At 50.9% G+C, this 25,478-nt stretch carries 32 protein-coding genes; 22 read left to right on the top strand and 10 right to left on the bottom strand.

Annotated features, from left to right (window positions below; genetic code table 11):
• The first annotated feature begins 228 nt into the window (after nucleotides 1–228).
• From ACYQ8U_RS10695 to ACYQ8U_RS10705, 3 genes are all read left to right on the top strand, one after another.
• The gene (locus tag ACYQ8U_RS10695) at nucleotides 229–483 is read left to right on the top strand and encodes an AbrB/MazE/SpoVT family DNA-binding domain-containing protein (protein ID WP_459945534.1); all 255 of its coding nucleotides are present in this window, start codon (nucleotides 229–231) and stop codon (nucleotides 481–483) included.
• The gene (locus tag ACYQ8U_RS10700; RefSeq protein WP_459945535.1) at nucleotides 483–878 is read left to right on the top strand and encodes a type II toxin-antitoxin system PemK/MazF family toxin; all 396 of its coding nucleotides are present in this window, start codon (nucleotides 483–485) and stop codon (nucleotides 876–878) included. The genes ACYQ8U_RS10695 and ACYQ8U_RS10700 overlap by 1 nt, the downstream gene beginning before the upstream one ends.
• A 145-nt stretch (nucleotides 879–1,023) precedes the next feature.
• Nucleotides 1,024–1,329 carry a HigA family addiction module antitoxin gene (locus tag ACYQ8U_RS10705; protein WP_459945536.1) on the top strand — a complete coding sequence of 102 codons (306 nt, stop codon included), beginning with the start codon at nucleotides 1,024–1,026 and terminating at the stop codon, nucleotides 1,327–1,329.
• 574 nt (nucleotides 1,330–1,903) lie between these two features.
• On the opposite strand, the gene ACYQ8U_RS10710 is transcribed toward ACYQ8U_RS10705, so the two are convergent.
• The gene (locus tag ACYQ8U_RS10710) at nucleotides 1,904–2,308 is read right to left on the bottom strand and encodes a type II toxin-antitoxin system VapC family toxin (RefSeq protein ID WP_459945537.1); all 405 of its coding nucleotides are present in this window, start codon (nucleotides 2,306–2,308) and stop codon (nucleotides 1,904–1,906) included.
• Entirely contained in the window at nucleotides 2,305–2,538 is a 234-nt protein-coding gene (locus ACYQ8U_RS10715; protein ID WP_459945538.1) for a type II toxin-antitoxin system Phd/YefM family antitoxin, read from the bottom strand. Before ACYQ8U_RS10715 ends, ACYQ8U_RS10710 begins: the two co-directional genes overlap by 4 nt.
• A gap of 219 nt (nucleotides 2,539–2,757) precedes the next feature.
• Here ACYQ8U_RS10715 and ACYQ8U_RS10720 point away from each other — a divergent pair, with 219 nt between their 5' ends.
• The 3 genes from ACYQ8U_RS10720 to ACYQ8U_RS10730 all read left to right on the top strand — a co-directional run bounded on the left by ACYQ8U_RS10720 (nucleotide 2,758) and on the right by ACYQ8U_RS10730 (nucleotide 4,867).
• Complete coding sequence (locus ACYQ8U_RS10720) at nucleotides 2,758–2,979, top strand: ribbon-helix-helix protein, CopG family (RefSeq protein WP_459945539.1); 222 nt, start codon at nucleotides 2,758–2,760, stop codon at nucleotides 2,977–2,979.
• Entirely contained in the window at nucleotides 2,957–3,211 is a 255-nt protein-coding gene (locus ACYQ8U_RS10725; protein ID WP_459945540.1) for a type II toxin-antitoxin system RelE family toxin, read from the top strand. Before ACYQ8U_RS10720 ends, ACYQ8U_RS10725 begins: the two co-directional genes overlap by 23 nt.
• Before the next feature lie 111 nt (nucleotides 3,212–3,322).
• Nucleotides 3,323–4,867, top strand: a complete 1,545-nt coding sequence (locus ACYQ8U_RS10730) for an ATP-binding protein (protein WP_459945667.1) — start codon at nucleotides 3,323–3,325, stop codon at nucleotides 4,865–4,867.
• 156 nt (nucleotides 4,868–5,023) lie between these two features.
• On the opposite strand, the gene ACYQ8U_RS10735 is transcribed toward ACYQ8U_RS10730, so the two are convergent.
• The 3 genes from ACYQ8U_RS10735 to ACYQ8U_RS10745 form a co-directional block, all read right to left on the bottom strand.
• Nucleotides 5,024–5,344 (bottom strand): type II toxin-antitoxin system PemK/MazF family toxin, encoded by a 321-nt coding sequence (locus tag ACYQ8U_RS10735; RefSeq protein ID WP_459945668.1) that lies wholly within the window; start codon nucleotides 5,342–5,344, stop codon nucleotides 5,024–5,026.
• 84 nt (nucleotides 5,345–5,428) lie between these two features.
• Complete coding sequence (locus tag ACYQ8U_RS10740; protein WP_459945541.1) at nucleotides 5,429–5,821, bottom strand: PIN domain-containing protein; 393 nt, start codon at nucleotides 5,819–5,821, stop codon at nucleotides 5,429–5,431.
• Nucleotides 5,821–6,093 carry a hypothetical protein gene (locus ACYQ8U_RS10745; RefSeq protein WP_459945542.1) on the bottom strand — a complete coding sequence of 91 codons (273 nt, stop codon included), beginning with the start codon at nucleotides 6,091–6,093 and terminating at the stop codon, nucleotides 5,821–5,823. Before ACYQ8U_RS10745 ends, ACYQ8U_RS10740 begins: the two co-directional genes overlap by 1 nt.
• Nucleotides 6,094–6,556: 463 nt before the next feature.
• Here ACYQ8U_RS10745 and sat point away from each other — a divergent pair, with 463 nt between their 5' ends.
• From sat to ACYQ8U_RS10760, 3 genes are all read left to right on the top strand, one after another.
• Nucleotides 6,557–7,834, top strand: a complete 1,278-nt coding sequence (gene sat / locus ACYQ8U_RS10750) for a sulfate adenylyltransferase (protein WP_459945543.1) — start codon at nucleotides 6,557–6,559, stop codon at nucleotides 7,832–7,834.
• A gap of 272 nt (nucleotides 7,835–8,106) precedes the next feature.
• Entirely contained in the window at nucleotides 8,107–9,201 is a 1,095-nt protein-coding gene (aroB, locus tag ACYQ8U_RS10755; protein ID WP_459945544.1) for a 3-dehydroquinate synthase, read from the top strand.
• Nucleotides 9,202–9,207: 6 nt separating this feature from the next.
• Nucleotides 9,208–9,699 (top strand): FmdB family zinc ribbon protein, encoded by a 492-nt coding sequence (locus ACYQ8U_RS10760; protein ID WP_459945545.1) that lies wholly within the window; start codon nucleotides 9,208–9,210, stop codon nucleotides 9,697–9,699.
• 35 nt (nucleotides 9,700–9,734) lie between these two features.
• Here ACYQ8U_RS10760 and ACYQ8U_RS10765 read toward each other — a convergent pair whose 3' ends face one another.
• Complete coding sequence (locus ACYQ8U_RS10765; protein WP_459945546.1) at nucleotides 9,735–10,082, bottom strand: hypothetical protein; 348 nt, start codon at nucleotides 10,080–10,082, stop codon at nucleotides 9,735–9,737.
• Between the two features lie 130 nt (nucleotides 10,083–10,212).
• Between ACYQ8U_RS10765 and ACYQ8U_RS10770 the strand changes: the two genes are divergently transcribed.
• Genes ACYQ8U_RS10770 through ACYQ8U_RS10785 form a run of 4 tightly spaced genes read left to right on the top strand, consistent with a single transcriptional unit; the run spans nucleotide 10,213 to nucleotide 14,182 of the window.
• Entirely contained in the window at nucleotides 10,213–11,364 is a 1,152-nt protein-coding gene (locus ACYQ8U_RS10770) for an SPFH domain-containing protein (RefSeq protein WP_459945547.1), read from the top strand.
• A gap of 15 nt (nucleotides 11,365–11,379) precedes the next feature.
• Nucleotides 11,380–12,627: a hypothetical protein gene (locus tag ACYQ8U_RS10775; RefSeq protein ID WP_459945548.1), complete on the top strand. Its 1,248-nt coding sequence runs from the start codon at nucleotides 11,380–11,382 to the stop codon at nucleotides 12,625–12,627.
• A 35-nt stretch (nucleotides 12,628–12,662) separates the two neighbouring features.
• The gene (locus ACYQ8U_RS10780) at nucleotides 12,663–13,163 is read left to right on the top strand and encodes a nucleoside deaminase (protein ID WP_459945549.1); all 501 of its coding nucleotides are present in this window, start codon (nucleotides 12,663–12,665) and stop codon (nucleotides 13,161–13,163) included.
• Nucleotides 13,164–13,180: 17 nt separating this feature from the next.
• A complete protein-coding gene (locus ACYQ8U_RS10785) occupies nucleotides 13,181–14,182 on the top strand; it encodes a radical SAM protein (RefSeq protein WP_459945550.1) in 1,002 nt (333 codons plus the stop codon).
• Between the two features lies 1 nt (nucleotide 14,183).
• Here ACYQ8U_RS10785 and tatC read toward each other — a convergent pair whose 3' ends face one another.
• Together tatC and ACYQ8U_RS10795 are read right to left on the bottom strand one after the other, a co-directional pair.
• A complete protein-coding gene (gene tatC / locus ACYQ8U_RS10790; protein WP_459945551.1) occupies nucleotides 14,184–14,951 on the bottom strand; it encodes a twin-arginine translocase subunit TatC in 768 nt (255 codons plus the stop codon).
• Between the two features lie 15 nt (nucleotides 14,952–14,966).
• Complete coding sequence (locus tag ACYQ8U_RS10795; protein ID WP_459945552.1) at nucleotides 14,967–15,443, bottom strand: twin-arginine translocase TatA/TatE family subunit; 477 nt, start codon at nucleotides 15,441–15,443, stop codon at nucleotides 14,967–14,969.
• Nucleotides 15,444–15,789: 346 nt separating this feature from the next.
• Between ACYQ8U_RS10795 and ACYQ8U_RS10800 the strand changes: the two genes are divergently transcribed.
• From ACYQ8U_RS10800 to glyS, 9 genes are all read left to right on the top strand, one after another.
• Nucleotides 15,790–17,088, top strand: coding sequence for an adenylosuccinate synthase (locus tag ACYQ8U_RS10800; RefSeq protein WP_459945553.1), 1,299 nt, complete (start codon nucleotides 15,790–15,792; stop codon nucleotides 17,086–17,088).
• Between the two features lie 74 nt (nucleotides 17,089–17,162).
• On the top strand, nucleotides 17,163–17,432 hold the full coding sequence (gene rpoZ, locus ACYQ8U_RS10805) for a DNA-directed RNA polymerase subunit omega (protein ID WP_459945554.1): 270 nt from the start codon (nucleotides 17,163–17,165) through the stop codon (nucleotides 17,430–17,432).
• Nucleotides 17,433–17,487: 55 nt separating this feature from the next.
• Nucleotides 17,488–18,615 (top strand): molecular chaperone DnaJ, encoded by a 1,128-nt coding sequence (dnaJ, locus tag ACYQ8U_RS10810; RefSeq protein ID WP_459945555.1) that lies wholly within the window; start codon nucleotides 17,488–17,490, stop codon nucleotides 18,613–18,615.
• 23 nt (nucleotides 18,616–18,638) lie between these two features.
• Nucleotides 18,639–19,133, top strand: a complete 495-nt coding sequence (gene moaC, locus ACYQ8U_RS10815; protein ID WP_459945556.1) for a cyclic pyranopterin monophosphate synthase MoaC — start codon at nucleotides 18,639–18,641, stop codon at nucleotides 19,131–19,133.
• Nucleotides 19,134–19,193: 60 nt separating this feature from the next.
• Nucleotides 19,194–19,556 carry an RNA polymerase-binding protein DksA gene (gene dksA / locus ACYQ8U_RS10820; RefSeq protein ID WP_459945557.1) on the top strand — a complete coding sequence of 121 codons (363 nt, stop codon included), beginning with the start codon at nucleotides 19,194–19,196 and terminating at the stop codon, nucleotides 19,554–19,556.
• A gap of 6 nt (nucleotides 19,557–19,562) precedes the next feature.
• On the top strand, nucleotides 19,563–20,603 hold the full coding sequence (gene galT / locus ACYQ8U_RS10825) for a galactose-1-phosphate uridylyltransferase (protein WP_459945558.1): 1,041 nt from the start codon (nucleotides 19,563–19,565) through the stop codon (nucleotides 20,601–20,603).
• Nucleotides 20,581–20,937: a response regulator gene (locus ACYQ8U_RS10830; protein WP_459945559.1), complete on the top strand. Its 357-nt coding sequence runs from the start codon at nucleotides 20,581–20,583 to the stop codon at nucleotides 20,935–20,937. The genes galT and ACYQ8U_RS10830 overlap by 23 nt, the downstream gene beginning before the upstream one ends.
• Before the next feature lie 98 nt (nucleotides 20,938–21,035).
• On the top strand, nucleotides 21,036–21,776 hold the full coding sequence (locus ACYQ8U_RS10835; protein WP_459945560.1) for a GTP cyclohydrolase, FolE2/MptA family: 741 nt from the start codon (nucleotides 21,036–21,038) through the stop codon (nucleotides 21,774–21,776).
• Between the two features lie 90 nt (nucleotides 21,777–21,866).
• Nucleotides 21,867–23,942 (top strand): glycine--tRNA ligase subunit beta, encoded by a 2,076-nt coding sequence (glyS, locus tag ACYQ8U_RS10840; protein WP_459945561.1) that lies wholly within the window; start codon nucleotides 21,867–21,869, stop codon nucleotides 23,940–23,942.
• A gap of 98 nt (nucleotides 23,943–24,040) precedes the next feature.
• Here glyS and ACYQ8U_RS10845 read toward each other — a convergent pair whose 3' ends face one another.
• Together ACYQ8U_RS10845 and ccsB are read right to left on the bottom strand one after the other, a co-directional pair.
• The gene (locus ACYQ8U_RS10845) at nucleotides 24,041–24,472 is read right to left on the bottom strand and encodes a cytochrome c3 family protein (RefSeq protein WP_459945562.1); all 432 of its coding nucleotides are present in this window, start codon (nucleotides 24,470–24,472) and stop codon (nucleotides 24,041–24,043) included.
• A gap of 147 nt (nucleotides 24,473–24,619) precedes the next feature.
• Complete coding sequence (gene ccsB / locus ACYQ8U_RS10850) at nucleotides 24,620–25,471, bottom strand: c-type cytochrome biogenesis protein CcsB (RefSeq protein ID WP_459945563.1); 852 nt, start codon at nucleotides 25,469–25,471, stop codon at nucleotides 24,620–24,622.
• Nucleotides 25,472–25,478: the final 7 nt, after the last annotated feature.

Raw genomic sequence — 25,478 nt, forward strand, 5'->3', positions numbered from 1 at the left:
GGAACCTTGCATCATGTAGAACCTTTAATTTGCATGCCCCTGGGATAGGTTATGCGGTCGTCAGGGGAGAGAAGATTGCAGAAGATAAGAATTTAAACTTAGTTATTTAAGAGCGTCCCCGCCATAATGCTCTAATGCTCTGGCCTTGACAAATTGGCTCCTCTTGTTTAAACTGCGTATAAACATCAAGCACAACTGAAACGTACTATATAACAATGGGTGATCAACATGACCGAAGCAATGCTGAATATCAAACAGTGGGGAAACAATCTTGGTGTTCGCCTGCCTGTAGCAGTGGCAAAGGCTGCACATTTACATGTCGATCAGCGTGTCCGCATTTCGGTGGAAGACGGGACTATCGTTATTCGGCCCATTGAGGATGTTGCTCTGACCCTGGAACAACGCCTGACCAGGTTTGACCCAGCTAAACATGGAGGCGAGGTAATGCAGAGTCAGGTTGTTGGGGCCGAGAAATGGGAGTGATGGGACGCAAAAACGCCAAAGACATAGACGGCCCGTGGGTGCCGGATCGACAGGATATTATCTGGATTGATTGCAATCCCCAGGCAGGACAGGAAATGCGTGATGTACACCCTTTTCTTGTGCTTTCTCCGCGCAATTTCAACAACAAAACATCGCTGGTTATCGGTTTACCTATGACCACAGCGGAATACAATACCGATAACCCCTTTGCTCTTGCTGTTGGTCAAGTTAAGGGTCGCAACAACGAGGGGAAAACCAGCTTCGTGCTCTGCCATCAGCCAAAGTCATTCGACTGGCGTGTGCGCAAGGCTAAGCCGCATCCACTTAAAAAGCTCCTCAAGGCACATTTCACTGAGGTATGTGAGCGGCTGAATCAAATCATCAAATTAAATTAACAAAGGTCAAAAACACACAAACATAGGGAAGGAAGGGGACGCTCTTAAGTAACTGGCGTGTAATTTTTGAGTTCATCAATGGTGACGCATAGATAGTCGATTATGACGACTCCTCATTAGGAGATATCATATAGGAACGAGAGCAATGAAAAGACAACCAACTCACCCTGGAAAAATCTTAAAGGAAGATTATTTAAAACCATTATCCATCACCATTCAGGACATGGCTTCCGGATTGGGTGTTTCGCGTAAAACTTTATCAAAAATCATTAATCAACATGGAGCCGTGACGCCTGACATGGCCTTACGGTTGTCCAGGGCATTTAATACTACTCCTGAATTATGGTTGAACCTCCAACAAAGCTATGAATTATGGCATGCTGCCCATGACTCAACAACATGGAAAAAAGTTAAGCCCGTCTTGCCTGCCATTATGGACTCACATGCATAGGATTGTATGCTTATGCATTTCAAATAGAGAGTGTTGGAATCTTCTACACCCGGTCGCCAGTGCCTCATCGCCAGCGCCAGAAGTCTGGTTTGCTTTTGGGCTGCCAGGGAATTGGGCATGTCTTTGTCGGAATTGGCCCGAACTTTTAATATGAGTGCCCCTGGGATAGGTTATGCGGTCATCAGGGGAGAGAAGATTGCAAAAGATAAGAATTGATATGACCGGACATCGCGATAGCGAAGATGCCAGGCACGTAAACCTCGAATTCATCTGCATCGGTCATTGGCCAAAAGCCCATTTGTCAAGCCCGTCCCCACTCACACCGTGAATGTAGACGAACAAGGCTGATGACATAGAATATCAGGGATTTACATTTGATTGTCGTTGCCGACTTTGGAGAGCACCGGTCAAGTGACTCTGTTTACCGCCGGTGAATCTGAGACCATTGCCGCCTTTGCCAATGTCTCGGGAGGGACTGTACAGTCCGGTGCCAAGTCTTGTAATCAATTAAGCAGAGTCGGCGACAACGCTCAACGACAACAGAAGGGAAGGTCGGATGTTGATTTTTTATTGATTAATCTCTATCCCAGATAGTCTGGACATGCGGGTAATCAATTATCTTATTATCGCGGGTAACAAGAGGTAAACCCATAGTCATTGCCGTGGCTGTAATAATCCTGTCTGCTGGATCAGGATGGAAGTGGCCTGGCAAAGTTACAGATCGCAAGCTAATGGTATTATCCACTGGTACAAAACGAACAAAAGGCAAACCTTCAGTTTTACGGACCCAATCTCGAACATCAATTGTAAGTTCCAGTCGCCCCTTATCAACTAAAAGCGCTATCTCCCATGTCGATATGCTTGAAATAACGATACCATTTTCATCAACTGCTCTTGATATGGCCTTGGTCGCACTCGTTGAAAGATTTTCAGGGTTGCTTATCCACCAAAGCCATATATGAGTGTCTAACACAATCACTTCAGGACGTCCCAATCATCTTGACCGACGGGTTTTAGTGGATCATCAAAGCGACGAACTGAATTGCGCAATTCCTCCAGAACTGACTGGGGTTGTTTCTGAAATGGAATTATTTTAAGTACCGGCTTGGCGCGGTCTGTAATTATTAACTCCTGACCCGTCTCTTGTACTTGGCGGAAAAACTTAAGAGCCTTGAGTTTGAAACATGACTTCGATACGATATTTTCCATGATTTCTCCTTACTTTAACTACAACATATGCACCATGTGACTATTGTATGGTGGTCATATGGTGCCGTCAAGCATAAAACTAGTTATTTAAGAGCGTCCCCGCCATAGAATTCCGATGTTGATTTTTTATTGCTTATCCATGGGTAACGATATAGCGTACCATTTGACATTCAATGACATCTGATAACATTTTTCACACTACCTATCAAGGGGGCGGCAATGAGTCAAATTACTGCGAGATTACCCGATGAGCTGGTTGCTTTATTAGATGAAGCGGCTTTTCGATTGCGTCGGACCCGGGCTGACATCGTTCGGCAGGCAATAGAATATTATCTGGATGACTTTGAGGATATCGCCCGCGCGATTGAGGTGTTGCGGGACCCCGCGGATGTTGTGCTGGATTGGGAGGTTGTTAAGCGTGAGCTTCTGCATCAGGATTAAGCAGAGCGCGGTAAAGGCTTTGCAGAAGATGCCAAAGGAAGATCGGCTGCGCATAATTACAGCCATCGACCTGCTTAAAGATAATCCTGCCGCCGGAGGCGTGTTGAAGGGCGAATTCTCAGGATTACGCCGTATACGCATCGGCAACTATCGTGTGGTATTCGAGGTGCACGATCAAGAATTAGTTGTGCTGGTTATTCGAATCGGTCATCGTCGCGATGTTTATCGCTGACATATTCCGAGATTTACGACGATAGCCTCCGATATTTACGTTGAAGATTTCCAAGCTTAAAAAACTTCTTTATCTCTTGTCAACCGGGGTGCTGTTTAATAAGCGAGATGAATTATGAGAAAGAAACTGCCGATAGGGGTGCAAACCTTTGCCAAGATTCGTGAGACGGATTATTACTACGTTGACAAAACAGCTTTTGCTCTCACTTTGATTGAAAATGGGAGTTACTACTTTCTCTCCCGTCCTCGTCGCTTTGGCAAGAGCCTGTTCCTCGACACCCTGAAAGAGCTGTTTGAGGGCAACGAGCTGCTCTTTCGGGGGCTGTACTGCCATGACAAATGGGACTGGATACGTAAGTATCCGGTTATCAGGATCAGCTTTGGCGGCGGGGTCGTCGGCGACCGAGGCGAACTTGGTGATATCCTGCATCAGCAATTATGCTACCACGAAGGGCGCTTTGGCCTCAAGCCACAGTTCTCTGATGCCCGTAGCCGCTTTCTTGACTTGATCCGACGGGTATATGAACAGACCGGTCAACGGGTGGTGATCCTGGTTGATGAATACGACAAACCGATCCTGGATCGAATCGAAGAACCGGATGCAGCATATGCAATCAGTGAAGGGCTGAAAGATTTTTATTCCGTAATCAAAGATTCTGATGCGCATATTCGTTTTGCTTTCCTGGCCGGGGTCAGCAAATTTTCTAAAGTAAGCCTGTTTTCCGGCCTGAATAATCTGCACGATATAACACTGGATGCTCGTTACAGCGCTCTTTGTGGTTATACCGATCATGATGTAGATACTGAATTTGCTCCGGAATTGGATGGTCTTGACCGTATTCAGGTCAGGCAGTGGTACAACGGATACAACTGGTTGGGGGATGCCGTCTATAATCCTTTTGATCTTTTATTGTTGTTTGATCATCGGCAGTTTCGGCCCTATTGGTTTGAGACGGGAACGCCGACTTTTTTGATCAAGTTGCTTGCGGAACGGCAGCAGTTTACCCCGGATCTGGCACGCATCATGGCTCCTGAGTCGTTGCTTTCGACCTTTGAATTGGGAAATATTCCTGTGGAGGCGCTGCTTTTTCAGACCGGCTACTTGACTATTCATTCTGCTCGGTATCTTCCGGGGCGGTTGGAATTGACGCTGTGTTATCCGAATAAAGAGGTGCAAGCCAGTTTGAATGATAGCCTGCTCCAGGTATTATCCCTGGATGCGATGGTGCCTGCACATAATGTCAGCAAACTTTATGATATCCTGGTGGCTAACGACCTGCCCGCCTTGCGGGATCTGTTCCACAGCTTCTTTGCCTCCATCCCCCATGACTGGTACCGCAAGAACCAGCTGGCCGGGTACGAAGGGTACTACGCCAGCATCTTCTACAGCTATTTTGCCTCCCTTGGGCTTGACATTACTCTGGAGGACAGCACCAACAAGGGCCGGATAGACATGGCCGTTCGTTTTCATGGCCATATTTACCTGTTTGAGTTTAAAGTGGTGGAAATGGTACCGAAAGGCCGTGCGTTGCAGCAAGTCAAGGATAAAGGTTATGCCGAAAAATACCGTCACCACGGTGAACCAATCCATTTGATCGGCGTCGAGTTTAGCCGCGATACCCGCAATATTGAAGGGTTTGAGATCGAGGATGTGTAAATTTTAATTTTTACCGCCGGCTATTTTTTCCGATTCATATTTTAGAGGTCGGAGTCGGGCAACCAGCTTGACACTCTTTCCTCCAGGCGCGTTACCATTACTAAGGCCGTGGTAGTTGGATTTTTCTGCATGGTGTTTCACCAACTGCTATGAGGATTATTCGAAGATCGGTGTGAGCTTCGCCAGCACTTCATCCACTATCTCTGCCGGGACGCTTTCCAACTTACGTCCAAAGCGCGAACCTGAATCAAGGGCGCGGGGCTGGTCACATCGGACGACACCAGTTGTGTTGGTACCTGCCCCCGTCAAAGATACGGTAAAGCCTGCGGTGCGAGCGAAGTTGCCACCGCTGGTAATCGGTAGCACAACCGGTGTTTTCGTCAGCCGATTAAAAGCGGAGGCAGACACAACCAGCACAGGTCGCGTTTCCTGTTGCAAGCAACCTTTGAAAACAATCCGCTCTAACCCGTCATCTATAGAACCTGCATCCCCTGTAGGCTGTGTGTCAGATTGGGGACAGCGTAAACTTACAAGAGGCAGGTGACAAGTAAAGTTGAATGATTATGTCCAGTTAGCAAGCTTCAGGCCCGGAATTCTGCCGAAATGTTTTTGATTGTTTGTGATCAAAGTGAGATTGTGAGTCAGAGATATTGCGGCAATAATAAGGTCCATGTCGGCAAGGCGTAATCCCTGGAGTTCCAGGCCGGCCTTTAATTTTCCAAAAACCTCCACGGTTTCCTGACCCGGTGATAAAAGGATAAATGAGTTTTCTATGGTCTTGAGCTTGGCGAGATTTGCATCAATATTCTGTGATTTATATGCCCCATAATAGAGTTCCATCATTGTAATAATGCTAAGATGCAAGATGGAGTTAAGGTTGAGCCTAAGGTTTGACGCTACTCTTTCATGCCCCTTCAAGGCGTAAATTACCGTGTCGGTATCAAGAAGAAACACTATAGGCCTCCTTGCAAACGTTCGCTGTTTTCATGATGATTCCTGATTTCGGCAATAATCTCATCGGCTGTCCGTTGGTCATCCCAGGAACCGGATAGTTGCAAAAGCACCTCAGCTGGAGTTCGTGAAGAAGAGGCTGTTTTTTTTACAGAGAGATGTGTTTTGATCAGAAAGATTATTTCTTGGCTTATTGACCTGTTTTCGTTGAGGGCCAGTTTTTTTAGTTTATCATACAGATCATCGTCAATACCTTTGACTTGCAAATTTGCCATGATGTCCTCCTCTGCTCCCTTGGGTGCAGGCATATTTTCTTAGCTTATCTCTTCTGTCAATCATGGATGAACAGAACACCTCTTGTCATGAAAAAATATTTCTTTTTCATGATACAGTCAAGGTTTTTCAGGTTATACTGACAAAGCACTGACTTTATCTCTTGTTTTTGACCATAACACTCCCTCCTTGTTCAGGTTTGGCAGTATATCCAACCAGGGTTGGAGGGCACTGGGTTGGCATCCTCGAAAAGAAATTTTCATACTGAGGCTCCTTCTGCGTTTATCTCACCAGCAGGGAAAACAGTCACGTCTTGCTAAACGTTACCCAAGCTCTTTTCCCTTGACTTTCTCGCCATTTTTTTTATATATATGCGCTGTAAATGAATAACGGTTCAGTATGCTATGCATAGGTTTGCAGTGGCGTAAGCTTTATCAATATAAAATTTTTAAAAAGAGGAATTCTATGTCTAAATTAGTTGCACCTCATGGTGGAAAAGGTTTGGTATGTGCTTTACTCGAAGGCGCAGCACGTGAAGCAGAGCTCAAAAAAGCCGCCGGACTCAAGCAGATTGAGATTTCTGCCCGGGCCAAAGGCGATCTGATCATGCTGGGCATCGGTGGTTTTTCTCCGCTGTCCGGTTTCATGGGCAAAGCTGACTGGAAAGGCGTTTGTGAGAACTTTCAGCTGGCCGACGGCACCTTCTGGCCGGTACCCATCACCCTCGACGTTACCACCGAAGAAGCCGCCGCTATTAAAGAAGGTGACGAGATTGCTTTGGTTCGCAAAGGCGAGACCTTCGCAACCATGAAAGTGACCGAGAAATACGCCATGACCGCTGAAGACAAGAAGTGGGAATGTGAAAAAGTTTTCATGGGTGAAGGCGAAGAGTCTGTCGGTGGTAAATTCTGGGAAGTCGCTCCTGAAGATCATCCCGGCGTTATCATGGTAATGGCCCAAAAAGACGTTAACCTCGCTGGTCCGGTTAAAGTTCTCTCCGAGGGCGAATATCCTAAAGAATACCCAGGCGTTTACCTCAAGCCTGCAGAGACCCGCGCCATGTTCGACGAGCGTGGATGGGCCAACGTTGCCGCCCTGCAGCTGCGTAACCCGATGCATCGCTCCCATGAGTATCTGGCCAAGATCGCCGTTGAAGTCTGTGACGGTGTGTTGATCCACTCACTCATCGGTAACCTCAAGCCAGGTGACATTCCTGCCGAGACCCGTATCCAGGCAATCGACATCCTCATCGAGAATTATTTCGTCAAGCAACACGTTATCAATGCCGGCTACCCGCTGGATATGCGTTATGCCGGACCTCGCGAGGGACTCCTCCACGCCACCTTCCGTCAGAACTATGGCGTCAACAACATGCTTATTGGTCGTGACCATGCCGGCGTTGGTGACTTCTACGGTCTCTTCGAGGCTCAGGAAATCTTTGATCGTATCCCCACCACCGGTGATGCCGCAAAAGATCTGCAGTGCCGCCCGATGAAGATTGACTGGACCTTCTATTGCTACAAGTGTGACGGTATGGCTTCCCTGCGTACCTGTCCGCATACCAAGGATGACCGTGTTATCCTTTCCGGTACCAAACTGCGTAAGGCTCTTTCCGATGGCGCCGAGATCGTACCGCATTTTGGCCGTGACGAGGTTCTTGATCACCTGAAGATTTACTACGGTAGTCTGAAAGAGAAAGTTGAAGTCAAAATGCAGGGTGCTGCCTCCGGCGACAAAATGTAATTTTTGATTTTCAATTGCTTTATTGGGAGATATCACCTTAGCGTGATATCTCCTTTTTTTTTCTCGTTCCCATGCTCCAGCGTGGGAATGTACAGCGTTGGAATGCTTGGTGATGTAATGCTTGGTGATGTATGACGCTGGAGCGTCCAGTGTTCGTTACCACGCTGGAGCGTGGGAACGATGGGGCCTCTTGAGCGACTGGGGGATGTATGACGCTGGAGCATGGGAACGATGGGGGGCTATTTGAACGATTTGCACGATTTGAGGGTGTTATGCACGAATTACAGGTTGGACTGGGGGATCGAAGTTATCCGATCATCATTGACAAAGGGTGTCTGCAGCGGGTAGGCGACGACCTGCGCCGGCGCAAGATCGCCAAGCGTTACGGGGTGGTGGCTGATGACCTGATTGCCGACCTCTATGGCAACGAACTGATGGCCGGCCTGCAGACGGCCGGCATCGAGGCTGAGCTGCTCACCTTCCCCCATGGCGAGGCGAACAAAACCTTGCAGACCATCGGCGATCTTGCCGGGAAGCTGGCGAGGCTCGGTTTTGATCGCACCGACGCCCTGATTGGTCTTGGCGGCGGGGTTACCGGCGACATCACCGGCTTTCTCGCCTCTGCCTATATGCGCGGCATTCCCTTTGTGCAGATTCCAACGACACTGCTGGCCCAGGTCGACAGTTCCGTCGGCGGCAAGACCGGGGTGGATATTCCCGAGGGGAAAAATCTTATCGGCGCCTTCTACCAGCCGAAGGCGGTCTATATCGATATCTCCGTGCTGCGCACCTTGCCGCGAGAAGAATTACTGGGCGGCTTGGCCGAGGTTATCAAGTACGGCGTTATTTGCGATAAGGCTTTCTTTCACTTTCTGCGCGATAACCACCAGGGAATAGTCGATCTTGATGCGGCACTGATCAAGAAGACCATCCACACCTGCTGCCGGATCAAGGCGGAGGTGGTTTCCGCGGATGAGCGGGAAGGGGGGAGCAGAAGGATTCTCAACTACGGCCACACCATTGGCCATGCGGTGGAGGGCGCCTCGGATTACAGCATTATCCACGGCCTTGCCGTGTCCATTGGTATGGTTGCCGCGGCTCGGCTGGCGGTACTCAATGGGCTTCTTGCCGAAGAAGCTTGCCGGGCGATTATCAGTATTCTGCAGTTGTATAAGCTGCCGGTTGAGGTGCCGAAAAATCTTGATCGGTCGCGGATCAAGCGCTATCTTCTCACTGATAAAAAGACGGTCGGCGGGAAGGTTTTTTATGTGCTGCCGACGGAAATCGGCAAGACGGTTATTACCGATAAGGTGACTGAGCTTCAGGTTGATGAGGTTTTAGATCGAACAACAACAAATATTATTTGATAAGCTATGCCAATCTACGAATTTTACTGCGACCAGTGCAACGTGATTTTTAATTTTTACTCGTCCAGGGTAAACACCACGAAGATTCCATCCTGCCCAAAATGCGGCAAAAAGGAACTGGCCAAGCAGATCTCGCCCTTTGCCACCATCGGCAAGTCCAGGGATGAGGGCGGTGACGATCAGTTGGCCGGGCTCGATGAATCGAAAATGGAGCATGCTTTTGCCTCACTCATGCGTGAAGCCGAACATATCAACGAAGATGATCCAAAACAGATGGCCAGTCTGATGCGAAAGTTCACCTCGCAGACCGGCATTCATCTCGGCGATTCCATGGAGGAGGCGATTTCGAGGATGGAAGCCGGTGAAGATCCCGAGCAGGTCGAAAAAGACATGGGTGACGTGCTGAACGAAGATGATTTCAGTCTCGAATCGATGAAGAAGAGTGTCTTGCGCCAGCGAAGTCAGCCGACGCACGATGAAAAACTCTATGATTTATAGTAAACGTCCACCAGGACCGAATCTAATCTGCTTCGTCAGTGAACCGTGCCGGTCCCGTCTTCCTCAAAGAGATGCAGAAGTTTATGCTCTTCGTTCTTTTGTTTGAGGATTTCCCTGGCTTCATCTTCGGTAATGCCCAGCGATTGCGCCAGCTCGCCGATGTCATAACAGGCCTGTCCGTCCGGGGTATAGTGGGTTGGCTTTAGCTGCGGAAAGGATGCGGTTGTTGCGATGGTCGAGGCTTCGAGCAGCAGCTGACGAATTTCCGGCGGCCCATAGAGCATCAGCCACTCCACCGCCTCTGCCCATAATTTACTGTCGACACTGTCGTGGGTCAGCACCTTCATGGCACTTTCCAGATCCCAGAGATCTTTTGCTTGCATTGCTATTTTCTCCTGCAATAATAACTGCCGTTTATGCTATGATATGTCTCCATTGAGTCTACTATAATAATCTTAGATGGTGTCTACAATAACGCTTTCACCAATGAAAGCATAATGCGCGGAGGTTACCATGAACCGCTTCGATGGCGGGTTGTTTCTGGAGAATATTGAATGGTTTGATGAGTCCGGCAAGGAGCTGGTCCACCGTCTGCCGCAACAGGGCTCGGGCGAGATCAAATTCGGCGCCCAGTTGACCGTTCGCGAGAGTCAGGCTGCGGTGCTTTTTTATAAGGGCAAGGCCTGTGACTGCTTCGGACCGGGGCGATATACCTTAAGAACCGGTAACCTGCCCCTGCTCACCAAACTCCTGTCCATTCCCTGGCGGGGCGATAGCCCGTTACGGGCGGAAGTGTATATGGTGAACCTGAAATATTTTCCCAACCTGAAATGGGGGACACAGAATCCGGTGGCCTTCCGGGATAATGAACTGGGCCTTATCCGCCTGCGCGCCCATGGCATGTATAATTTTCAGGTGGTGCAGCCGGTATTGTTTATCAATTCCCTCGTCGGCACCATGGGCAGAATGGACACCGACGGCATCGCCGACTACCTGAAAATGGTCATTGTCTCCCGGTTCAATGACTACCTGGGCCAGACCCTTGATTCCATCTTCGACCTGCCCGGCACCTTTGACACACTGTCCGATGAGCTGCAGACACGCCTGGCCGACGATTTTGCCCATTTTGGTCTTCGGCTCAGTCAGCTGTATATCACCTCCATCACCCCGCCGGACGAGGTGCAGAGCGCCATTGACGACAAAAGCCGCATGGGGCTGATTTCCGACATGGATAAATTTCTCCAGCTGAAAGCGGCCATGGCCATGGAAAAAGCCGCCACCGCGCAGGGCGAAGCCGGGGCCGGGCTGGGCATGGGCATGGGGCTGATGCTGCCGGGTTTGTTTACCGGGGGCAAGATGGTGGCAGCCCAGGCCGGCGGTCAACCGATGGCCGTTCCGGTGATACAATGTCCGGACTGCACCAGTGATATTGCCGCTGATGCGCGTTTTTGTCCCTTGTGCGGGCATCAGCAGCTGCAGCTGGTCAGATGCAATACCTGCGGCAAGAATCTGACCCCGAAGGCCAGATTTTGTTCCCAGTGCGGCGAGCCTACCGATCGCCGGCCACAACCGAAACGCTGCCCCGGCTGTAACGCGGAAAATCTGCCGGATTCGATGTATTGCAATGAATGCGGTGCGCGATTGCCGGCGTCTGGCGTGAAGTAGTTTTGGTGGTCTTGGATGGATGTGACGATAGAACAGAGCTGCCCTTCCTGCGGTGCGTCAATAGTTCTCCGCGAGGATGACCGGCTGATAGAGTGTGCCTTTTGCGGGGTGCATAATTACCGCATTGCCGGGGCGGCCAGTCGGTATATGCTGCCCGCGGCGCTGCCCGCCGGGGTTGAGGAAAAGCAGCTTATCTATGTGCCGTATCTGCGCTTCAAGGGGTCGATTTTTTATGTCCGCGATAAAGAGGTGCAGCATAAGATCGTCGATACTACCCGGCTTGGACTGGACAGCACGCTCTTTCCCGCCTCGCTCGGCCTGCGGCCCCAGGCGATGCGCATCCGACCTGTCGTCTCCGCTACGCCGGGGCGTTTTCTTTTACAATCGATTGCCAGCAAAACCGTCTTTGCCCAGGCCGCCATGGTCATCGATCTTTTTCAGGGGCGGGGCGATCGGCGCACCCACCATCAGGCCTTTATCGGCGAGACGCTCAGCCGCATCTATCAACCGTGTTATGTGCAGGATGAGCAGCTGCACGATGCGGTGACCAGGCGGGTGGTCGGGCAGCGCGCCCATGTGGATAAACTTCTGCAGCAAACATGCGCGAGCAAGGTTGCCTGGGAACCGCAGTGTATCACCACGCTTTGTCCCGGCTGCGGCGGACTGCTGGACGGCGAACGCGACAGCCTGGTTCTGCAGTGCACCAATTGCCAATCGCTGTGGCAGGAGCAGCAGCAGAAATTTGTTCCGCTGCCATGGCAGGTGGTCGCCTCGGAAGAACGCCGGGCCCGCTATCTGCCGTTCTGGCGCATTACCTTTTCTGCACCGGGCAGCGGCTTGAAAAGTTTTGGCGACTATCTGCGCTTTACCAACCAGCCGCTGATCGTCCTGGAAAAATATGACCGGCAGCCGCTGGCCTTCTGGATCCCGGCATTTAAGCTTAATCCCAAGGCGTTTCTGCAGCTGGCCGGCCAGCTCACCGTCGCCCAGATGCGCATTGCTGAAGGGCAAAGCAGGCCGGTGCGCAACCCCTATCCGGTGACGCTGGAGCAGGCCGAGGCGGTGCAGGCCATAAAAACCGTGCTGGCCTCTACAACGCTCAGCAAGGAAAAGAGATTTCCCTTGCTGCCGAAGCTTTTGCTGGAGAAATGCCGGGGTGAACTTGTCTATCTGCCCTTTGTCGGCCAGACCCACGATCTGGTGCAGGAACACACCCGTGCCACGCTGCAGACGGCGGCACTGCGTTATGGCCGGGCGTTATAGCCGGTTCTTGTTCAATTAACAACCAAGAGATGTCTATGTCGCAACATGTAAAATATATGCAGGTAGCCTTGCAGCAGGCCCGTATCGCCCTGGTCGCCGGAGATTTTCCGGTCGGCTGTGTCGTCGTCTACCAGGAGGAAATTGTCGCTACTGGCAGGCGCTATAACAGCCACGGTCAGGTCAACGAAATGGATCACGCGGAAATGGTCGCCTTGCGCGCCCTGCTCGACAGCGGCCAACAAAGAGATCTGGGTCAGGTAACCCTCTATTCGACCATGGAGCCCTGTTTGATGTGTTTTGCCACCCTGGTGGTTAACGGTGTGCGCAGAATTGTCTATAGTTATGAGGATGCCATGGGCGGCGGGACCAATCTGCCGCTGCACCTCCTGTCGCCTCTTTATCGCGATATCGAGGTGGAAATCACCGGTGGACTCTTGCGGCAGCAGGGGCTTGATCTGTTCAAGGAATTTTTTGCCAATCCGGACAACGACTATCTGCAGGATAGTTTGTTGGCATCGTATACCCTGAACCAGTAGGTAATTAGAGGTAACAGATGAAAAACGTAGCGAGAACCGTCGGTTTCAAGCCGGGGGAGCGGAACATATTTTTCCATATATTAACGGCATGCAATCTCTCCTGCCGCCATTGTTATATCAACAAAAAACAGCACGGGACCGAGCAGTTAAGCAAGGAACAGATGGTCCAGTGGATGACTCTTTTTGCCGATGCGGACAAAAAATCCAATATGATATTTCTCGGCGGCGAGCCGACCTTGCATCCTGATCTGCCCTTTGCCATCGAAAAGGCCAAGGAGCTCGGGTACTTCGTCACCGTTGACTCCAACGGCTATCTGTTTCATGACCTGCTGCACAAAACGACCCCGGACCTGCTCGATTTCCTGAGCTTCAGCCTTGATGGGCCGGACAGTGAGACCAACGATCCCATCCGGGGTGAGGGGGTGTTTGATATCTGTACGGCCAACATTGCCCGGGCGGTCAGTGCCGGATTTCATGTCAGTGTCATCTACACCGTGAGCAGAAAGAACCTGCATGCCCTTCATCGCATGGTCCCGCTGCTGGAGAAGCTGCAGGTGAAAAAGTTTTTTATCCAGGTGCTAGGTTTGCGGGGGAAATCGGCACGGGCGGACAGCGAGGAGGTGTCTCGGGTGAGCCGGGAACAATGGCTCGATACCGTGCCGGAGGTTGCCCGTCTGGCGGCGGAAAAGGGCATTCATGTCACCTATCCCAAGGTGTTTCTTTCCGCCGACGAGAAGTTTGAATGCGCCGGGGTAGTGGCCGAGAACTATTTTATCTTCCCCAACGGACGTGTCTATCAATGCCCTCTCTGCGAAGATCACCCGATCAACGCCTATATGATAGAGAATAACCGTCTGGTTAAAAACGAGGGTCTGCGTGAGGATAGTTTTTTCAAGCTGAATATCGCCGAGGGCTGTGTCATGAATAAACTGCTGCAACCGGACACCATCGAATATGACGATAAGGGAGTGCCGCTGTATCGCATTTCCTGCTGTTTATTGAAGCAGGAGATCGGCTGATTTATGAAGCGCTACGATTTTTCCGGTTAAACAGGGCACTGAGGAAGATCCCGGCCTCGTAGAGGAGGAAAAGCGGAAAGGCCATCAAAATGGTTGCCATGAAGTCGCCGGCGGTCAACAGAAAGGAAAGGACGACAATGGCCATGTAGAAATACACGCGTTTCTTGCGGAAATAGGCAGCCTGGACGAAATTGGCCTTGGCGGCCATGACCATGAGAAAGGGAATCTGGAAAGAGAGACCAAAAGCGAGAATTGTCCGGGCGACAAAGGTGAGATACAGGCCGAGCTTGGGCAGGGGCTCCAGCCCGTCACCGGCGTAACTCATAAAATAGACCAGCATTTTCGGCAGGACGACGAAAAAGGCAAAGCAGGCCCCGCCGCTAAACAGCAAGGTGCCCCAGAAGACGATGGTGACGGCGAGTTTTTTTTCATTTTTGCGCAGGCCCGGGGCGACAAAGATCCACAGCTGGTAGAGGGTCACCGGCATGCTGGCGATAATACCGATCAGCAGGGCAAGTTTAATATAGGCGAGAAAGGCCTCGGGAAGGTTGGTGTAGACAAGTTTATACACCAGGGGGCTGGCGGCAAAGAGCGGGGAGATAAACAGCGCCGCGATCTGTTCGGCAAAGATATAGGCGACGGCGGTACAGGCGATAACACTGACAAAGACAGTAATCAGCCGCCGGCGCAGTTCCAGATGATGCGGCCTGAAAAATGCGAGACTCCTCTCAATGACCGGAAGAGTGCTTTGCAGTTGGTGTTTTGCCATTGTCGTCGATACCGTCTACCGATCGTCCTGCTGTTGACGGGGTTCAGGCGGTTTCTGTACAGTATCGCCGGTACCCTCCGGCGCGGAGACTTCGGGGGTGTCGGCAGTATCGGCCGCGGCTGTTGTATCGGCTGCATCAGGTGCGGATGCGTGTGCACCGCTGGTCCTCTTGAGCAGCTCTTGGTAGGCCATCTTGGCATTTTCCTCCGGTGGATACACGCCGGTGGCGTCAATGGTCTCGTCTCGTTTATTCTGCGGCAGCTCGAGGAGATTGTTTTTCAACGATTTTGACGCATCTTCCAGATTCTCCCTGATCTCATCCAGAGGGTTTCCTTCCTCGGTAAAGGATGCTTTGAGGCCTTCGGCGGTCTTTTTCAACTCCACGAGACCCTTGGCCATGGACCGGGCCAGGTCGGGAAGCTTGTCCGGGCCGACGACGATGAGGGCGAGGGCCAGAATAAGGATCATTTCAGGCAAACCAATGCCAAACATAACTGTATCCTCTGTAAATGTAGGTAACTGCGACTTCCGATACGCTGCCAATGTAAGGTATTTAGCCGGTGGTGTCAATGTCGGAAGAGCTGTACTCCTTCTGATGAATAACCTAATAATCCAGATAACATACTGATTATGCATCCATTATTCACCTAATTGTCGTCATGGAGAGAGGTTCATTTGATTGATTGACAAGAGCCTGCCACTTGGCTATACTCAGCGGTTTGTCTTGTGCGGATATGCGGTGATTTTTCTTAGTACCTTGGAGATTCGTCAAGGTGCTTATTTCGACTTAATTCCCGTCGATCGGGTTAGAATATAAACGTCTGTGAGGAGATGATAAATGTCCAGTGTTGTGGTTGTTGGAACTCAATGGGGAGATGAAGGTAAGGGGAAAATAGTCGACCTGCTTACCAGATACGCCGACTTTGTCGTGCGTTTTCAGGGTGGAAACAATGCCGGACATACCCTTGTCGTTGAAGGGAAAAAATTTGTCTTTCATATAATACCTTCAGGCATCCTCTATAGTGACAAGATGTGCATGATCGGCAATGGGGTTATCATTGATCCCGGTGTCCTCATCAGTGAAATCGATCAACTGCAGAAAAAAGGTCTGAGCGTCAGCCCGGCTCGGTTGATGATCAGTGAAAGAGCCCATCTCATCATGCCCTACCACGCGAGTCTGGACCAGGCCAAAGAGGCAGCCCTCACCGAAAACAATAAAATTGGCACGACCGGGCGCGGCATCGGCCCCTGCTATATGGACAAGGTCGGCAGAACCGGCATAAAGGCCGGAGATCTGCTCGATGATGCACTTTTTCGCGAGAAACTGAAAGTCGAGGTGGAGGAAAAAAACTTCCTGTTAACGAAAAAATACCATGCCCCGCCGCTGCAATACGAGGAAATTTACCGACTCTTTCAGGGCTATGCGGAAAAATTAACCCCATTCTACGGCAACGTATCAGTTGAGTTGGACAAGGCAAGAAAGAATAACCAAAATATTCTTTTTGAAGGCGCCCAGGGAACGCAGCTGGATATTGATCATGGCACCTATCCCTTTGTGACCTCTTCAAATACCATCGCCGGTAATGCCTGTAATGGATCCGGCTTTGGTCCAGCCTATATCGATGCCGTGGTCGGCATCATGAAAGCCTACACGACCCGTGTTGGCGCCGGCCCGTTTCCAACCGAATTATCTGATGCAACTGGCGAACAGCTGCAGGTAAAAGGATGCGAGTTCGGCGCGACTACCGGAAGACGTCGGCGATGCGGCTGGCTAGACGGGGTGGTGGCAAACGATGCCGCCAGGCTGAACGGCCTGACCGGCCTGGCTATCACCAAGCTCGATGTACTGAGCGGCCAGAAAAACATTAAGTTTGCCACCTCCTATACCCTGGAGGGGAAAACGGTTTCGGCAATGCCGGCAAATATTACCCAGGCGGGTGCCGTTGTGCCCGTCTATGAAAGTCTTGAAGGATGGCAGGAAGACATCGAAAATGTGCGGGAATACGATGATCTGCCCATCCAGGCAAAAGAGTATATTCGGCGTATCGAAGATTTTACCGGGGTACCGGCAAATATTGTTTCGGTAGGCCCGGACAGAGAGGAAACGCTGTTGTTGGCGAATCCTTTTGACAAGTGATAACCACAGTGCCGGACGGTCGGAATATACACTCCTGCCGCCGTGCATTGGATACTAGAAAAGGTTGGTACTACATGGCTAGAATTACATGTGAAGATTGTTTGGAAAAGGTTGGCGACGATAATCGGTTCAACCTTATTCATCTTGCGGTGGATCGCATTAAACAGCACCGGCAGGGCGAACCGTTTCTCGTGCAGGGAAAAAATCAAGAAATAGTCATGACCCTGAGAGAGATAGCCGCCGGGAAGGTCACCTTCGACAACATCAAGGAACTGCCGGACCACTTGGGTGAAACCGGAAGCGAAAGTGGCGCTGTCGACAAGACGTCCACGGTACTTTCCTGATAACGCACAGGTAACCCAACTTTTTACGAGTTTATTACAGTCTTAAAAAACGATTATGAGTGAAGATTATTACAAAATCTTATCCGTCGGCAGGAACGCTACCCCTGGTGAGATAAAGAAGGCCTATCGCAAGCAGGCGATGAAATATCATCCCGACCGAAATCCGGACGATAAAGAGGCGGAGGAGAAGTTCAAATCCTGCACCGAAGCCTACGAGGTCTTAAGTGATGAGAACAAGAGACAGATCTACGACACCTACGGTCACGATGGGTTAAAGAACAGCGGCTACCGGGGACCTGGTAATGCCGAGGATATCTTTTCCAGTTTCGGCGATATCTTTGGTGATCTGTTCGGTTTTGGCGGCGGCAACCGGGCCCGGGCACGACGGGATGGCCCTATATCCGGCAATGACCTCCGTTATGATGTGGAAATTTCCTTCATGGAAGCGGTACACGGTGTTTCCAAGGAGGTGCAGCTGACCCGAAGGGACACCTGCTGGACCTGTGAAGGGAGCGGCAGTCGACCGGGCCATAAAAAAGCAACCTGCCCCACCTGTAATGGCCAGGGCCAGGTTATCCGCTCGCAGGGCTTTTTCCAGATGAGTTCGACCTGTCCGCAATGTCATGGGGAAGGCACTATCGTCACTGACCCCTGCAATGACTGCCACGGAACCGGGCTGGTCGAGAAAACGAAAAAGGTCTCCTTGAAGATCCCCGCCGGTGTCGACACCGGCGCCCGGATGCGTCTGCGCGGGGAAGGTGAGGGTGGCCGTCGCGGCGGTGCGGCAGGGGATTTGTACGTGGTTGTTCATGTTCAGGAACACGAGTTTTTCAAGCGCGACGGTGACACCATCTTCTGCCGCTATCCCATATCGATGGCCAAGGCCGCCCTGGGCACGACAGTGGAGATTCCCACCATACACGGCAAGAAAAAACTTGATATCCCGGCCGGCAGTCAATCCGGCCATCTCTTCACCCTGCGCAAAGAAGGGGCGCCAAGTCTGCGCGGCCATGGCCGGGGCGATATGATCGTCGAGCTGCAGGTGCAGACCCCAACCAATCTCTGTGAAGAACAGAAAAAAGTCTTACGGGATTTTGACACGCTGTGTGAGAAGCATGGGCAGCACGCGGAAGAGGAAGGGTTCTTCAAGAAATTATTCAATGAAGTGTTAGGTAAAAACTAATTTCGGTACACTGGAATTTACACATGACAAAACAAGACAAAGCCGCTTTTTCACACTTTGATGACCAGGGCCATGCCAGAATGGTTGATGTCAGTGAAAAACTGGAAACTGTTCGGGTCGCCGAGGCGGGCGGGAATATAAGCATGTCCGCCGAGGCATATCAACTGGTAAAAAGCGGTTCCATGGCCAAAGGGGATGTTCTGGGGATTGCCCGGGTCGCAGGGGTCATGGCGGCAAAAAAAGTTGATGAACTTATCCCCCTTGCTCATCCGCTTATGATAACTAAAGTGACTATCGATTTTTCCCTGCTGGACGACGATAGCTCTATTGATATTTTTGCAACAGTTGGTATAAGCGGCAAGACCGGCGTGGAAATGGAGGCCTTGACCGCCGTGTCCATCGCCGCCTTGACCATATATGACATGTGTAAAGCCGTCGACAAATCGATGGTTATCAGTAACATACGCCTGTTGAAAAAAACCGGCGGCAAGAGTGGAACCTATATCCGGAAGCAGTGATGCCCGGCGATATTTTTTTGATTGATGCGTAAATTGATACGTGTAATGAGGAGAGCGTGAATGGACAAAGAGAAACTCGAAATATTTCGTATGCAGCTGCTGGCGAAAAAAGAAGAAATTCTTAATGAGGCAGGGAAGACGCTGTCGGAAATGACCGACCAGACTTCGAATGTGCCTGATCCCAACGACAGAGCGACCATCGAGTCGGGAAGGAGTTTTGAGCTGAGGATTCGTGATCGTGAGCGTAAACTGGTCTCGAAAATCGAAGATGCAATTGCCAGAATCGACGACGGAAGTTACGGTATCTGCGAGGATTGCGGGGAAGAGATCGGCTTAAAACGGCTGGAAGCCCGTCCGGTGACCATGCTGTGCATCGATTGCAAGACTCTCCAGGAAACTCGAGAAAAATCAAAGGGACTGTAAAGGCGCATGCCGGAACTTCGAAGAGATCCTGTACTTGGCCGATGGATAATCATCTCCAAGGAGAGGCGGAAGCGACCGACTGATTTTCTCGTCGAACCAGTTCAGGGAAGCGGTGGATTCTGTCCTCTCTGTCCTGGTAACGAGTCTTTTACCCCACCTGAAGTGTATGCTTTCAGGTACAGGAACTCGGTGAGCAATGGACCCGACTGGCAGGTCAGGGTCGTCCCCAACAAGTATCCTGCTCTGGTCATTGAAGGGGATCTTGCCAAGGAAGGGGTCGGTCTGTATGATCGGATGAACGGCATCGGTGCCCATGAAGTCATTATCGAAACCCCGAGGCATGAGGAGAATTTCTCCGATTTCGCCCCCGAGCAGATGGCCCTCGTTTTCAAGGCGTATCAGGAAAGGACTATCGATCTCGCGAATGATAAAAGATTCAAGTACGTTATGGTGTTCAAAAACCATGGTCGCGCGGCAGGCGCCTCCCTTGAACACTCCCATTCGCAGTTGATTGCCTTGCCTATTCTACCGAGAATGATTGTTTCCGAACTCGCCGGCGCGCAATCGCATTACCAATATAAAGAGCGTTGTATCTTTTGTGATATTATCCGCCAGGAGATACAGCAGAAAGAGCGGGTTGTCTGTCAGAATGACCGATTTATCACCATTACCCCTTTTGCCCCCCGCACGCCTTTTGAGATGTGGATTTTACCCAAACGTCACTCTTCGGCCTATCATAACCAGAGTGATGCGGATATTCTGTCACTGGCGCAACTTTTTTCCGAGTCTTTGCGCAGATTGGGCAAATGCATCACCGATGTGCCGTATAATTTTGTCCTGCACACTGAACCGTTACGTTCAGGGGGGTTGGAATACTACCACTGGCATTTTGAAATCGTCCCCAAATTGACCTCCATTGCCGGTTTTGAGTGGGGCACCGGATTCTATATCAATCCTCTGCCCCCGGAAGAAGCTGCCGGCTACCTGCGAGAAGCGCTGGATATACCATCAGAAGGTGTAAACGATGAAAAAGATATTGCTGGTTGATGACGAAGAATCCATTCAGATCGTCTATCGGGAAGAATTCGAAGACGAGGGCTACCAGGTTTTTTCTGCCTTGAATGGCATCACTGCCCTGGAAAAATTCAAGGAAGAGGAACCGGATCTGGTTATCCTGGATATTCAGATGCCGGGCATGAACGGTGTAGAGGTTCTGCGTCAGATGAAAATGCTGAAGGCCTCTGTTCCGGTCATACTCAGCAGCGCCTATCAGGAGTTCAAGCGTGACCTGGGGACCTGGGCATCCGACGAATATATTGTCAAATCAGGAAATCTGGATGAGCTGAAAAAAGCAGTTCGACGACTGCTGGGGGAACAGTAGCGCAGAACCGGGCTCAGTGACGTAGAGCAACATGGTGTCTCTTTTGTCCTCCTGTGGCGGAAGTGCAGGGGACGTATAACATCTGACATTTTCATCCTATGAAAGATATCCAGAGTCAACAGGACAGCCGAAGAATAAATATCAAAAAGGTCGGCATCAAGACCGTCTCCTATCCCATCACTGTGCGTGACAAGGCGCAGAAACGCCAGCAGACGGTCGCTACTGCCAATATGTATGTCAATCTGCCCCATAAGTTCAAGGGCACGCATATGAGTAGGTTTGTTGAAATCCTCAATGAATTCCACGGTGCAATCGATCTGAAAAGTTTTCGCATCATTCTTCAGAAAATGAAGGATCGGCTGGAAGCGGAAGCGGCGCACCTGGAAATCGAATTCCCCTATTTTCTCAAAAAAATCAGGAACGGCACTTCCAGAAACCTTGGCCACTATAAGTGTTCCATGCACGGCAGTCTGGAAAAGGAAGATGAACTGACCCTCAGTGTCGAGGTGCCGATAAGTCTGCCTATTGTCGAGAAAAGCATCCACCGTTTACCCGGTTCCATGGGGAGATGGGGCAAAGCGGACGTCAGCGTCCGCTTTCGTCAGTTTTTCTGGATTGAAGATATTATTCTCCTCATCGAAGAAACGGTGGAAGAGGAGCTGAATGACCTGATAGTAAAGGATCGTACCGTTCTGTCCGTGGAATCGCTGGCCAGGCGGGTCGGGGCGTGTCTCGAAGGGATTGAAGCGATCAACTGGTATTCGGTCACCGTGCATAATTTTGGTGATGAGTGTTCGACCTTTGCAACTCTGGAATCCTGCGAGGAGCCTGTCGGATAATAAGCTCGACGTAAAGAAAAATCCCGCTTTGTCGGGTCAGTCAAACCGTCAGGTATCCTACTTATTAATTTTTTACTCTATAATATCCTCATGCGTGATCTACTCTTTGAAATAGGAACTGAAGAAATTCCGGCGGGCTTTCTTGAACCGGCACTTGCCCAGCTCGAGACGCGGTTTGTCCGAAAGGCCGCAGAGCTTAAAATCGATCACGGTGCGGTCAGCGTTCTGGGTACGCCGAGAAGGCTAGCCCTGATAGTTCGTGATGTCGCCGAAAAGCAGCAGGATATTCGCGAGGAGCTGCTCGGTCCTTCGAAAAAGGCCGCCTTTGATGCGGATGGTAAAATGACCAGGGCGGCCGTCGGCTTTGCCAGGTCGAAAGGTGTCGAGGTCGATGCATTAACGGTCGTCGACACCCCGAAAGGGGAGTACCTTATGCTGGTGCGGGAAGTGCAGGGCGAGGACACGCAGCGCCTGCTTCCCGAAGTGTTACACTCGCTCATTGTTGAGCTCTCTTTTCCGAAATCGATGCGCTGGGGCAGTAACCAGCACACCTTTGCCCGGCCTATCCAGTGGCTGGTCGCCCTTTTCGGTACGGAAATCCTGCCCATCGAGCATGAAGGTATCGTGTCGGCAAACCTGACCCGCGGCCACAGATTCCTGGCGAAAGAACAATTTGCCATAGAAAGCGCCGCTACCTATGAAGCGCAGCTAGCGGAAAAATTTGTTCTTGTCGATCCTGCCAGGAGACGGGCGGAAGTCGTTGCCGCCATTAAACAGGCAGTCGGCGAATCCCCCGAGCTGGTCGGCGGCAGGGTGGCAATTGATGAAGAGCTGGTCGATACGGTGAACAACCTGGTCGAGACACCTTTTGGTGTCTGCGGCATCTTCGATGCAAAATTCCTCCAGCTCCCCGCCGAGGTACTCATTACCTCAATGCGGGTGAATCAAAAGTATTTTCCGGTGGTCAACGAAAAAGAAGAGCTGCTCCCCGGTTTCGTCGCCGTGAACAACACCCGGGTCAACGATACGGCTATAACCCGCAAGGGACATCAGCGGGTTTTGCGGGCCCGACTGGAAGACGCCCTGTTCTTTTTTGACAGTGACCGGCAAACCCGCCTGGAAAGCCGTATCGACAAGCTGCAGGGCATTATTTTCCAGGCCAAACTGGGCACCATGCTCGAGAAAAATGAGCGAATCGTCAAGCTGGTACGCATCCTTGCGGAAAAGGTCGATCCGTCGCTTATCGACGATGGATGTCGGGCGGCCCTGCTGTGCAAGACCGATCTTTTGTCGGATATGGTCGGCGAGTTTCCTTCCCTGCAGGGCATAATGGGCGGCGCCTATGCGCTGCACGATGGTGAAAAACCAAGTGTTGCCACCGCCATCAAGGAGCATTACATGCCGAAAAGGGCCGAGAGTGCTATTCCCTCCACCGATATGGGCGCCCTGGTGGCCCTGGCTGACCGGTTTGATACGCTGGCCGGCTGTTTCGGCATTGGCCAGGTGCCGACCGGGACGGCAGACCCTTTTGGACTTCGGCGCATCTCGCTGGCCATCCTGCATATCATTGAACAAAAGAACTATACACTCTCTCTTCGCGAGATTGTCCACAAGGCGCTTGCCCTGTATGGCGGTAAAGTTGCCGGCGGAAATGAGACAGTCGAGGCCGTCCTGCAGTTTATTAAAGGGCGGTTTTCCAACGACTGTATCAGCCGAGGATTTGCCGCCGAGGCGGTTGACGCCGCTGTTTCCGTGCATTTTGATAATGTCAATGAGTGTTTGCAGAGAATCGAGGCCATCGTCAAGATCAGTCTGGAGCCGGCCTTCAAGATTCTGGCCGCTTCCTACAAGCGCATCAGAAACATCATCAAGGATAATCAACAGACCAGCGTCGCTCCGGATCTGTTTGAGCAGAAGGCGGAGGAAAATCTCTACGCACTCTTTCTGGACGTGAGCAGAGAAATGGCGCAACATATTGCGGTGAGTGATTATACCAAGGCACTCGAGGCAATGCTGCAGATGAAGGAGCCCGTCGACACCTTTTTCGACGAAGTCATGGTCATGGCCGAGAATCCGGCTATCAGGCAGAACCGACTCAATCTTCTCACGGCTCTGGGCGATCTTATTTTGCAGATTGGTGATATCTCGAAACTACAGGAAAACTAGCAAGTAGCAAAGCAAAGAGTGGCAGGCACAAAAAAGGCGGGGTGTTCATGTAACATGAACACCCCGCCTTTTTTTATTCATGAAACGGCTCGAGATTGTTACTTTTTCGGATGACAGGCCGCACACTTGTCGATTTTCTTTTCTTTCAGCGCGGGATCTTTTGCCGCCATTGCTTTATGACATTCCAGGCAGTTGCCGTGTCCGGCACCTTTCAGCTCGTCGAGCTTGAGTTTGTCTTTCATTTTACCGCCGAGAACTTCAGGGTTGTGACATGTCTCACATTTCTGGATTTCCATACCTTCGGTGTACGGTACCGCCTTGCCGTCAGCCATGCCATGATGACATTCAGCACATTCGAAGGCATCCTGGTGCATCTTGTGTGGAAATTGAGCGGGTTTCGGCTTGGCGCTTTTGCTGTCGACGATAGTAATATCGGCAGGTCCCGCGTCGGCGGCAAAAGAAGAAATAAGCGAACCGCATAAGACGAACATTGACACGACACTACAGACAAGCAATTTTTTCAGCATCATAAGTCTCCTTTTATAAAAATTTAATAAGTTGTCGTACTTTCCTGCTTCATCTTTGTTCCACTCTATATACAGCTTTTGCTTAAATTTGTCAAACCCGATAACGCACGGGAAAGACAGAGGAATACCACACTGTGGCGCAGAAAGTGATTAACTGGAACCATAGCTGTGCAGCCCGGAAAGGAGGAAGTTCACGCCGTAATAGGTGAAGAGGACGGAGACAAAGCCAAATATGGCCAAATAGGCGATTGTTTTTCCGGACCAGCCTCGGGTATAGCGGGCATGCAGGATGATTGCATAAAAGAACCAGGTGATTAGTGACCAGGTTTCCTTTGGATCCCAGCTCCAGTAGGTGCCCCAGGCGGAGTTGGCCCAGATAGCCCCGGTAACAATGCCGGCTGTCAGCCAGATAAAGCCGAACACCATGACTCTATGAGTGATATCGTCAATGATCGCTAAAGGAGGGAAGCGACTGGAGAACGATGTCGAGGTCTCACCTGGTTCAGATGACAGGTTTTTCAGTAAATACATGATCCCCAGGGCGGCTGCCACGGCGAAGGCCGCATAGCCGACAAAGCAGGTAACAACATGGGCAATGAGCCAGTTGGATTGCAGGGCCGGGACCAGAGGGCTGATGGATTTGCTGATTTCCGTGGAAAAAGACGCGTAGGCCATGGCCAGAAAAGCAAAAGGAACGGCAAAGGCGCCAATGATCTTCGTTTTAAATTTCCACTCTATCAGGAGATAGAGAAGGATAATGGTCCAGGAAAAAAAGACCACCGATTCATACATATTGGTCAGCGGGGCGTGGCCGATGCCCATCTGGTAGGACTCGATCCAGCGCAATCCGAGACCTGCCGTTTGCACAAGCCAGGCCAAGGCCGTAAATGCAGTGGCCACGCCACCAAGTTTTGGGGCTTTAAAGACCAGTATTGCAACGTACAATACTGTTGAGAACATATAGGTGAAGGTAGTAATACCAAGTAGTTGAGAACTATCCATGCTTTAT

The organism is Desulfocastanea catecholica, assembly GCF_054657295.1.

Bases quoted from the DNA above. Each gene is read 5' to 3' on its own strand.
- ACYQ8U_RS10795 (WP_459945552.1), bottom strand. From the start codon at position 15,443: ATGTTTGGCATTGGTTTGCCTGAAATGATCCTTATTCTGGCCCTCGCC.
- ACYQ8U_RS10705 (WP_459945536.1), top strand. From the start codon at position 1,024: ATGAAAAGACAACCAACTCACCCTGGAAAAATCTTAAAGGAAGATTAT.
- ACYQ8U_RS10745 (WP_459945542.1), bottom strand. From the start codon at position 6,093: ATGGCAAATTTGCAAGTCAAAGGTATTGACGATGATCTGTATGATAAA.
- ACYQ8U_RS10760 (WP_459945545.1), top strand. From the start codon at position 9,208: ATGCCAATCTACGAATTTTACTGCGACCAGTGCAACGTGATTTTTAAT.
- sat (WP_459945543.1), top strand. From the start codon at position 6,557: ATGTCTAAATTAGTTGCACCTCATGGTGGAAAAGGTTTGGTATGTGCT.
- ACYQ8U_RS10785 (WP_459945550.1), top strand. From the start codon at position 13,181: ATGAAAAACGTAGCGAGAACCGTCGGTTTCAAGCCGGGGGAGCGGAAC.
- ACYQ8U_RS10720 (WP_459945539.1), top strand. From the start codon at position 2,758: ATGAGTCAAATTACTGCGAGATTACCCGATGAGCTGGTTGCTTTATTA.
- ACYQ8U_RS10775 (WP_459945548.1), top strand. From the start codon at position 11,380: ATGGATGTGACGATAGAACAGAGCTGCCCTTCCTGCGGTGCGTCAATA.
- moaC (WP_459945556.1), top strand. From the start codon at position 18,639: ATGACAAAACAAGACAAAGCCGCTTTTTCACACTTTGATGACCAGGGC.
- ACYQ8U_RS10800 (WP_459945553.1), top strand. From the start codon at position 15,790: ATGTCCAGTGTTGTGGTTGTTGGAACTCAATGGGGAGATGAAGGTAAG.
- aroB (WP_459945544.1), top strand. From the start codon at position 8,107: ATGCACGAATTACAGGTTGGACTGGGGGATCGAAGTTATCCGATCATC.
- ACYQ8U_RS10770 (WP_459945547.1), top strand. From the start codon at position 10,213: ATGAACCGCTTCGATGGCGGGTTGTTTCTGGAGAATATTGAATGGTTT.
- rpoZ (WP_459945554.1), top strand. From the start codon at position 17,163: ATGGCTAGAATTACATGTGAAGATTGTTTGGAAAAGGTTGGCGACGAT.
- ACYQ8U_RS10845 (WP_459945562.1), bottom strand. From the start codon at position 24,472: ATGATGCTGAAAAAATTGCTTGTCTGTAGTGTCGTGTCAATGTTCGTC.
- dksA (WP_459945557.1), top strand. From the start codon at position 19,194: ATGGACAAAGAGAAACTCGAAATATTTCGTATGCAGCTGCTGGCGAAA.
- ACYQ8U_RS10830 (WP_459945559.1), top strand. From the start codon at position 20,581: ATGAAAAAGATATTGCTGGTTGATGACGAAGAATCCATTCAGATCGTC.
- ACYQ8U_RS10765 (WP_459945546.1), bottom strand. From the start codon at position 10,082: ATGCAAGCAAAAGATCTCTGGGATCTGGAAAGTGCCATGAAGGTGCTG.
- ACYQ8U_RS10780 (WP_459945549.1), top strand. From the start codon at position 12,663: ATGTCGCAACATGTAAAATATATGCAGGTAGCCTTGCAGCAGGCCCGT.
- glyS (WP_459945561.1), top strand. From the start codon at position 21,867: ATGCGTGATCTACTCTTTGAAATAGGAACTGAAGAAATTCCGGCGGGC.
- ACYQ8U_RS10695 (WP_459945534.1), top strand. From the start codon at position 229: ATGACCGAAGCAATGCTGAATATCAAACAGTGGGGAAACAATCTTGGT.
- ccsB (WP_459945563.1), bottom strand. From the start codon at position 25,471: ATGGATAGTTCTCAACTACTTGGTATTACTACCTTCACCTATATGTTC.
- galT (WP_459945558.1), top strand. From the start codon at position 19,563: ATGCCGGAACTTCGAAGAGATCCTGTACTTGGCCGATGGATAATCATC.
- ACYQ8U_RS10700 (WP_459945535.1), top strand. From the start codon at position 483: ATGGGACGCAAAAACGCCAAAGACATAGACGGCCCGTGGGTGCCGGAT.
- ACYQ8U_RS10835 (WP_459945560.1), top strand. From the start codon at position 21,036: ATGAAAGATATCCAGAGTCAACAGGACAGCCGAAGAATAAATATCAAA.
- dnaJ (WP_459945555.1), top strand. From the start codon at position 17,488: ATGAGTGAAGATTATTACAAAATCTTATCCGTCGGCAGGAACGCTACC.
- tatC (WP_459945551.1), bottom strand. From the start codon at position 14,951: ATGGCAAAACACCAACTGCAAAGCACTCTTCCGGTCATTGAGAGGAGT.
- ACYQ8U_RS10715 (WP_459945538.1), bottom strand. From the start codon at position 2,538: ATGGAAAATATCGTATCGAAGTCATGTTTCAAACTCAAGGCTCTTAAG.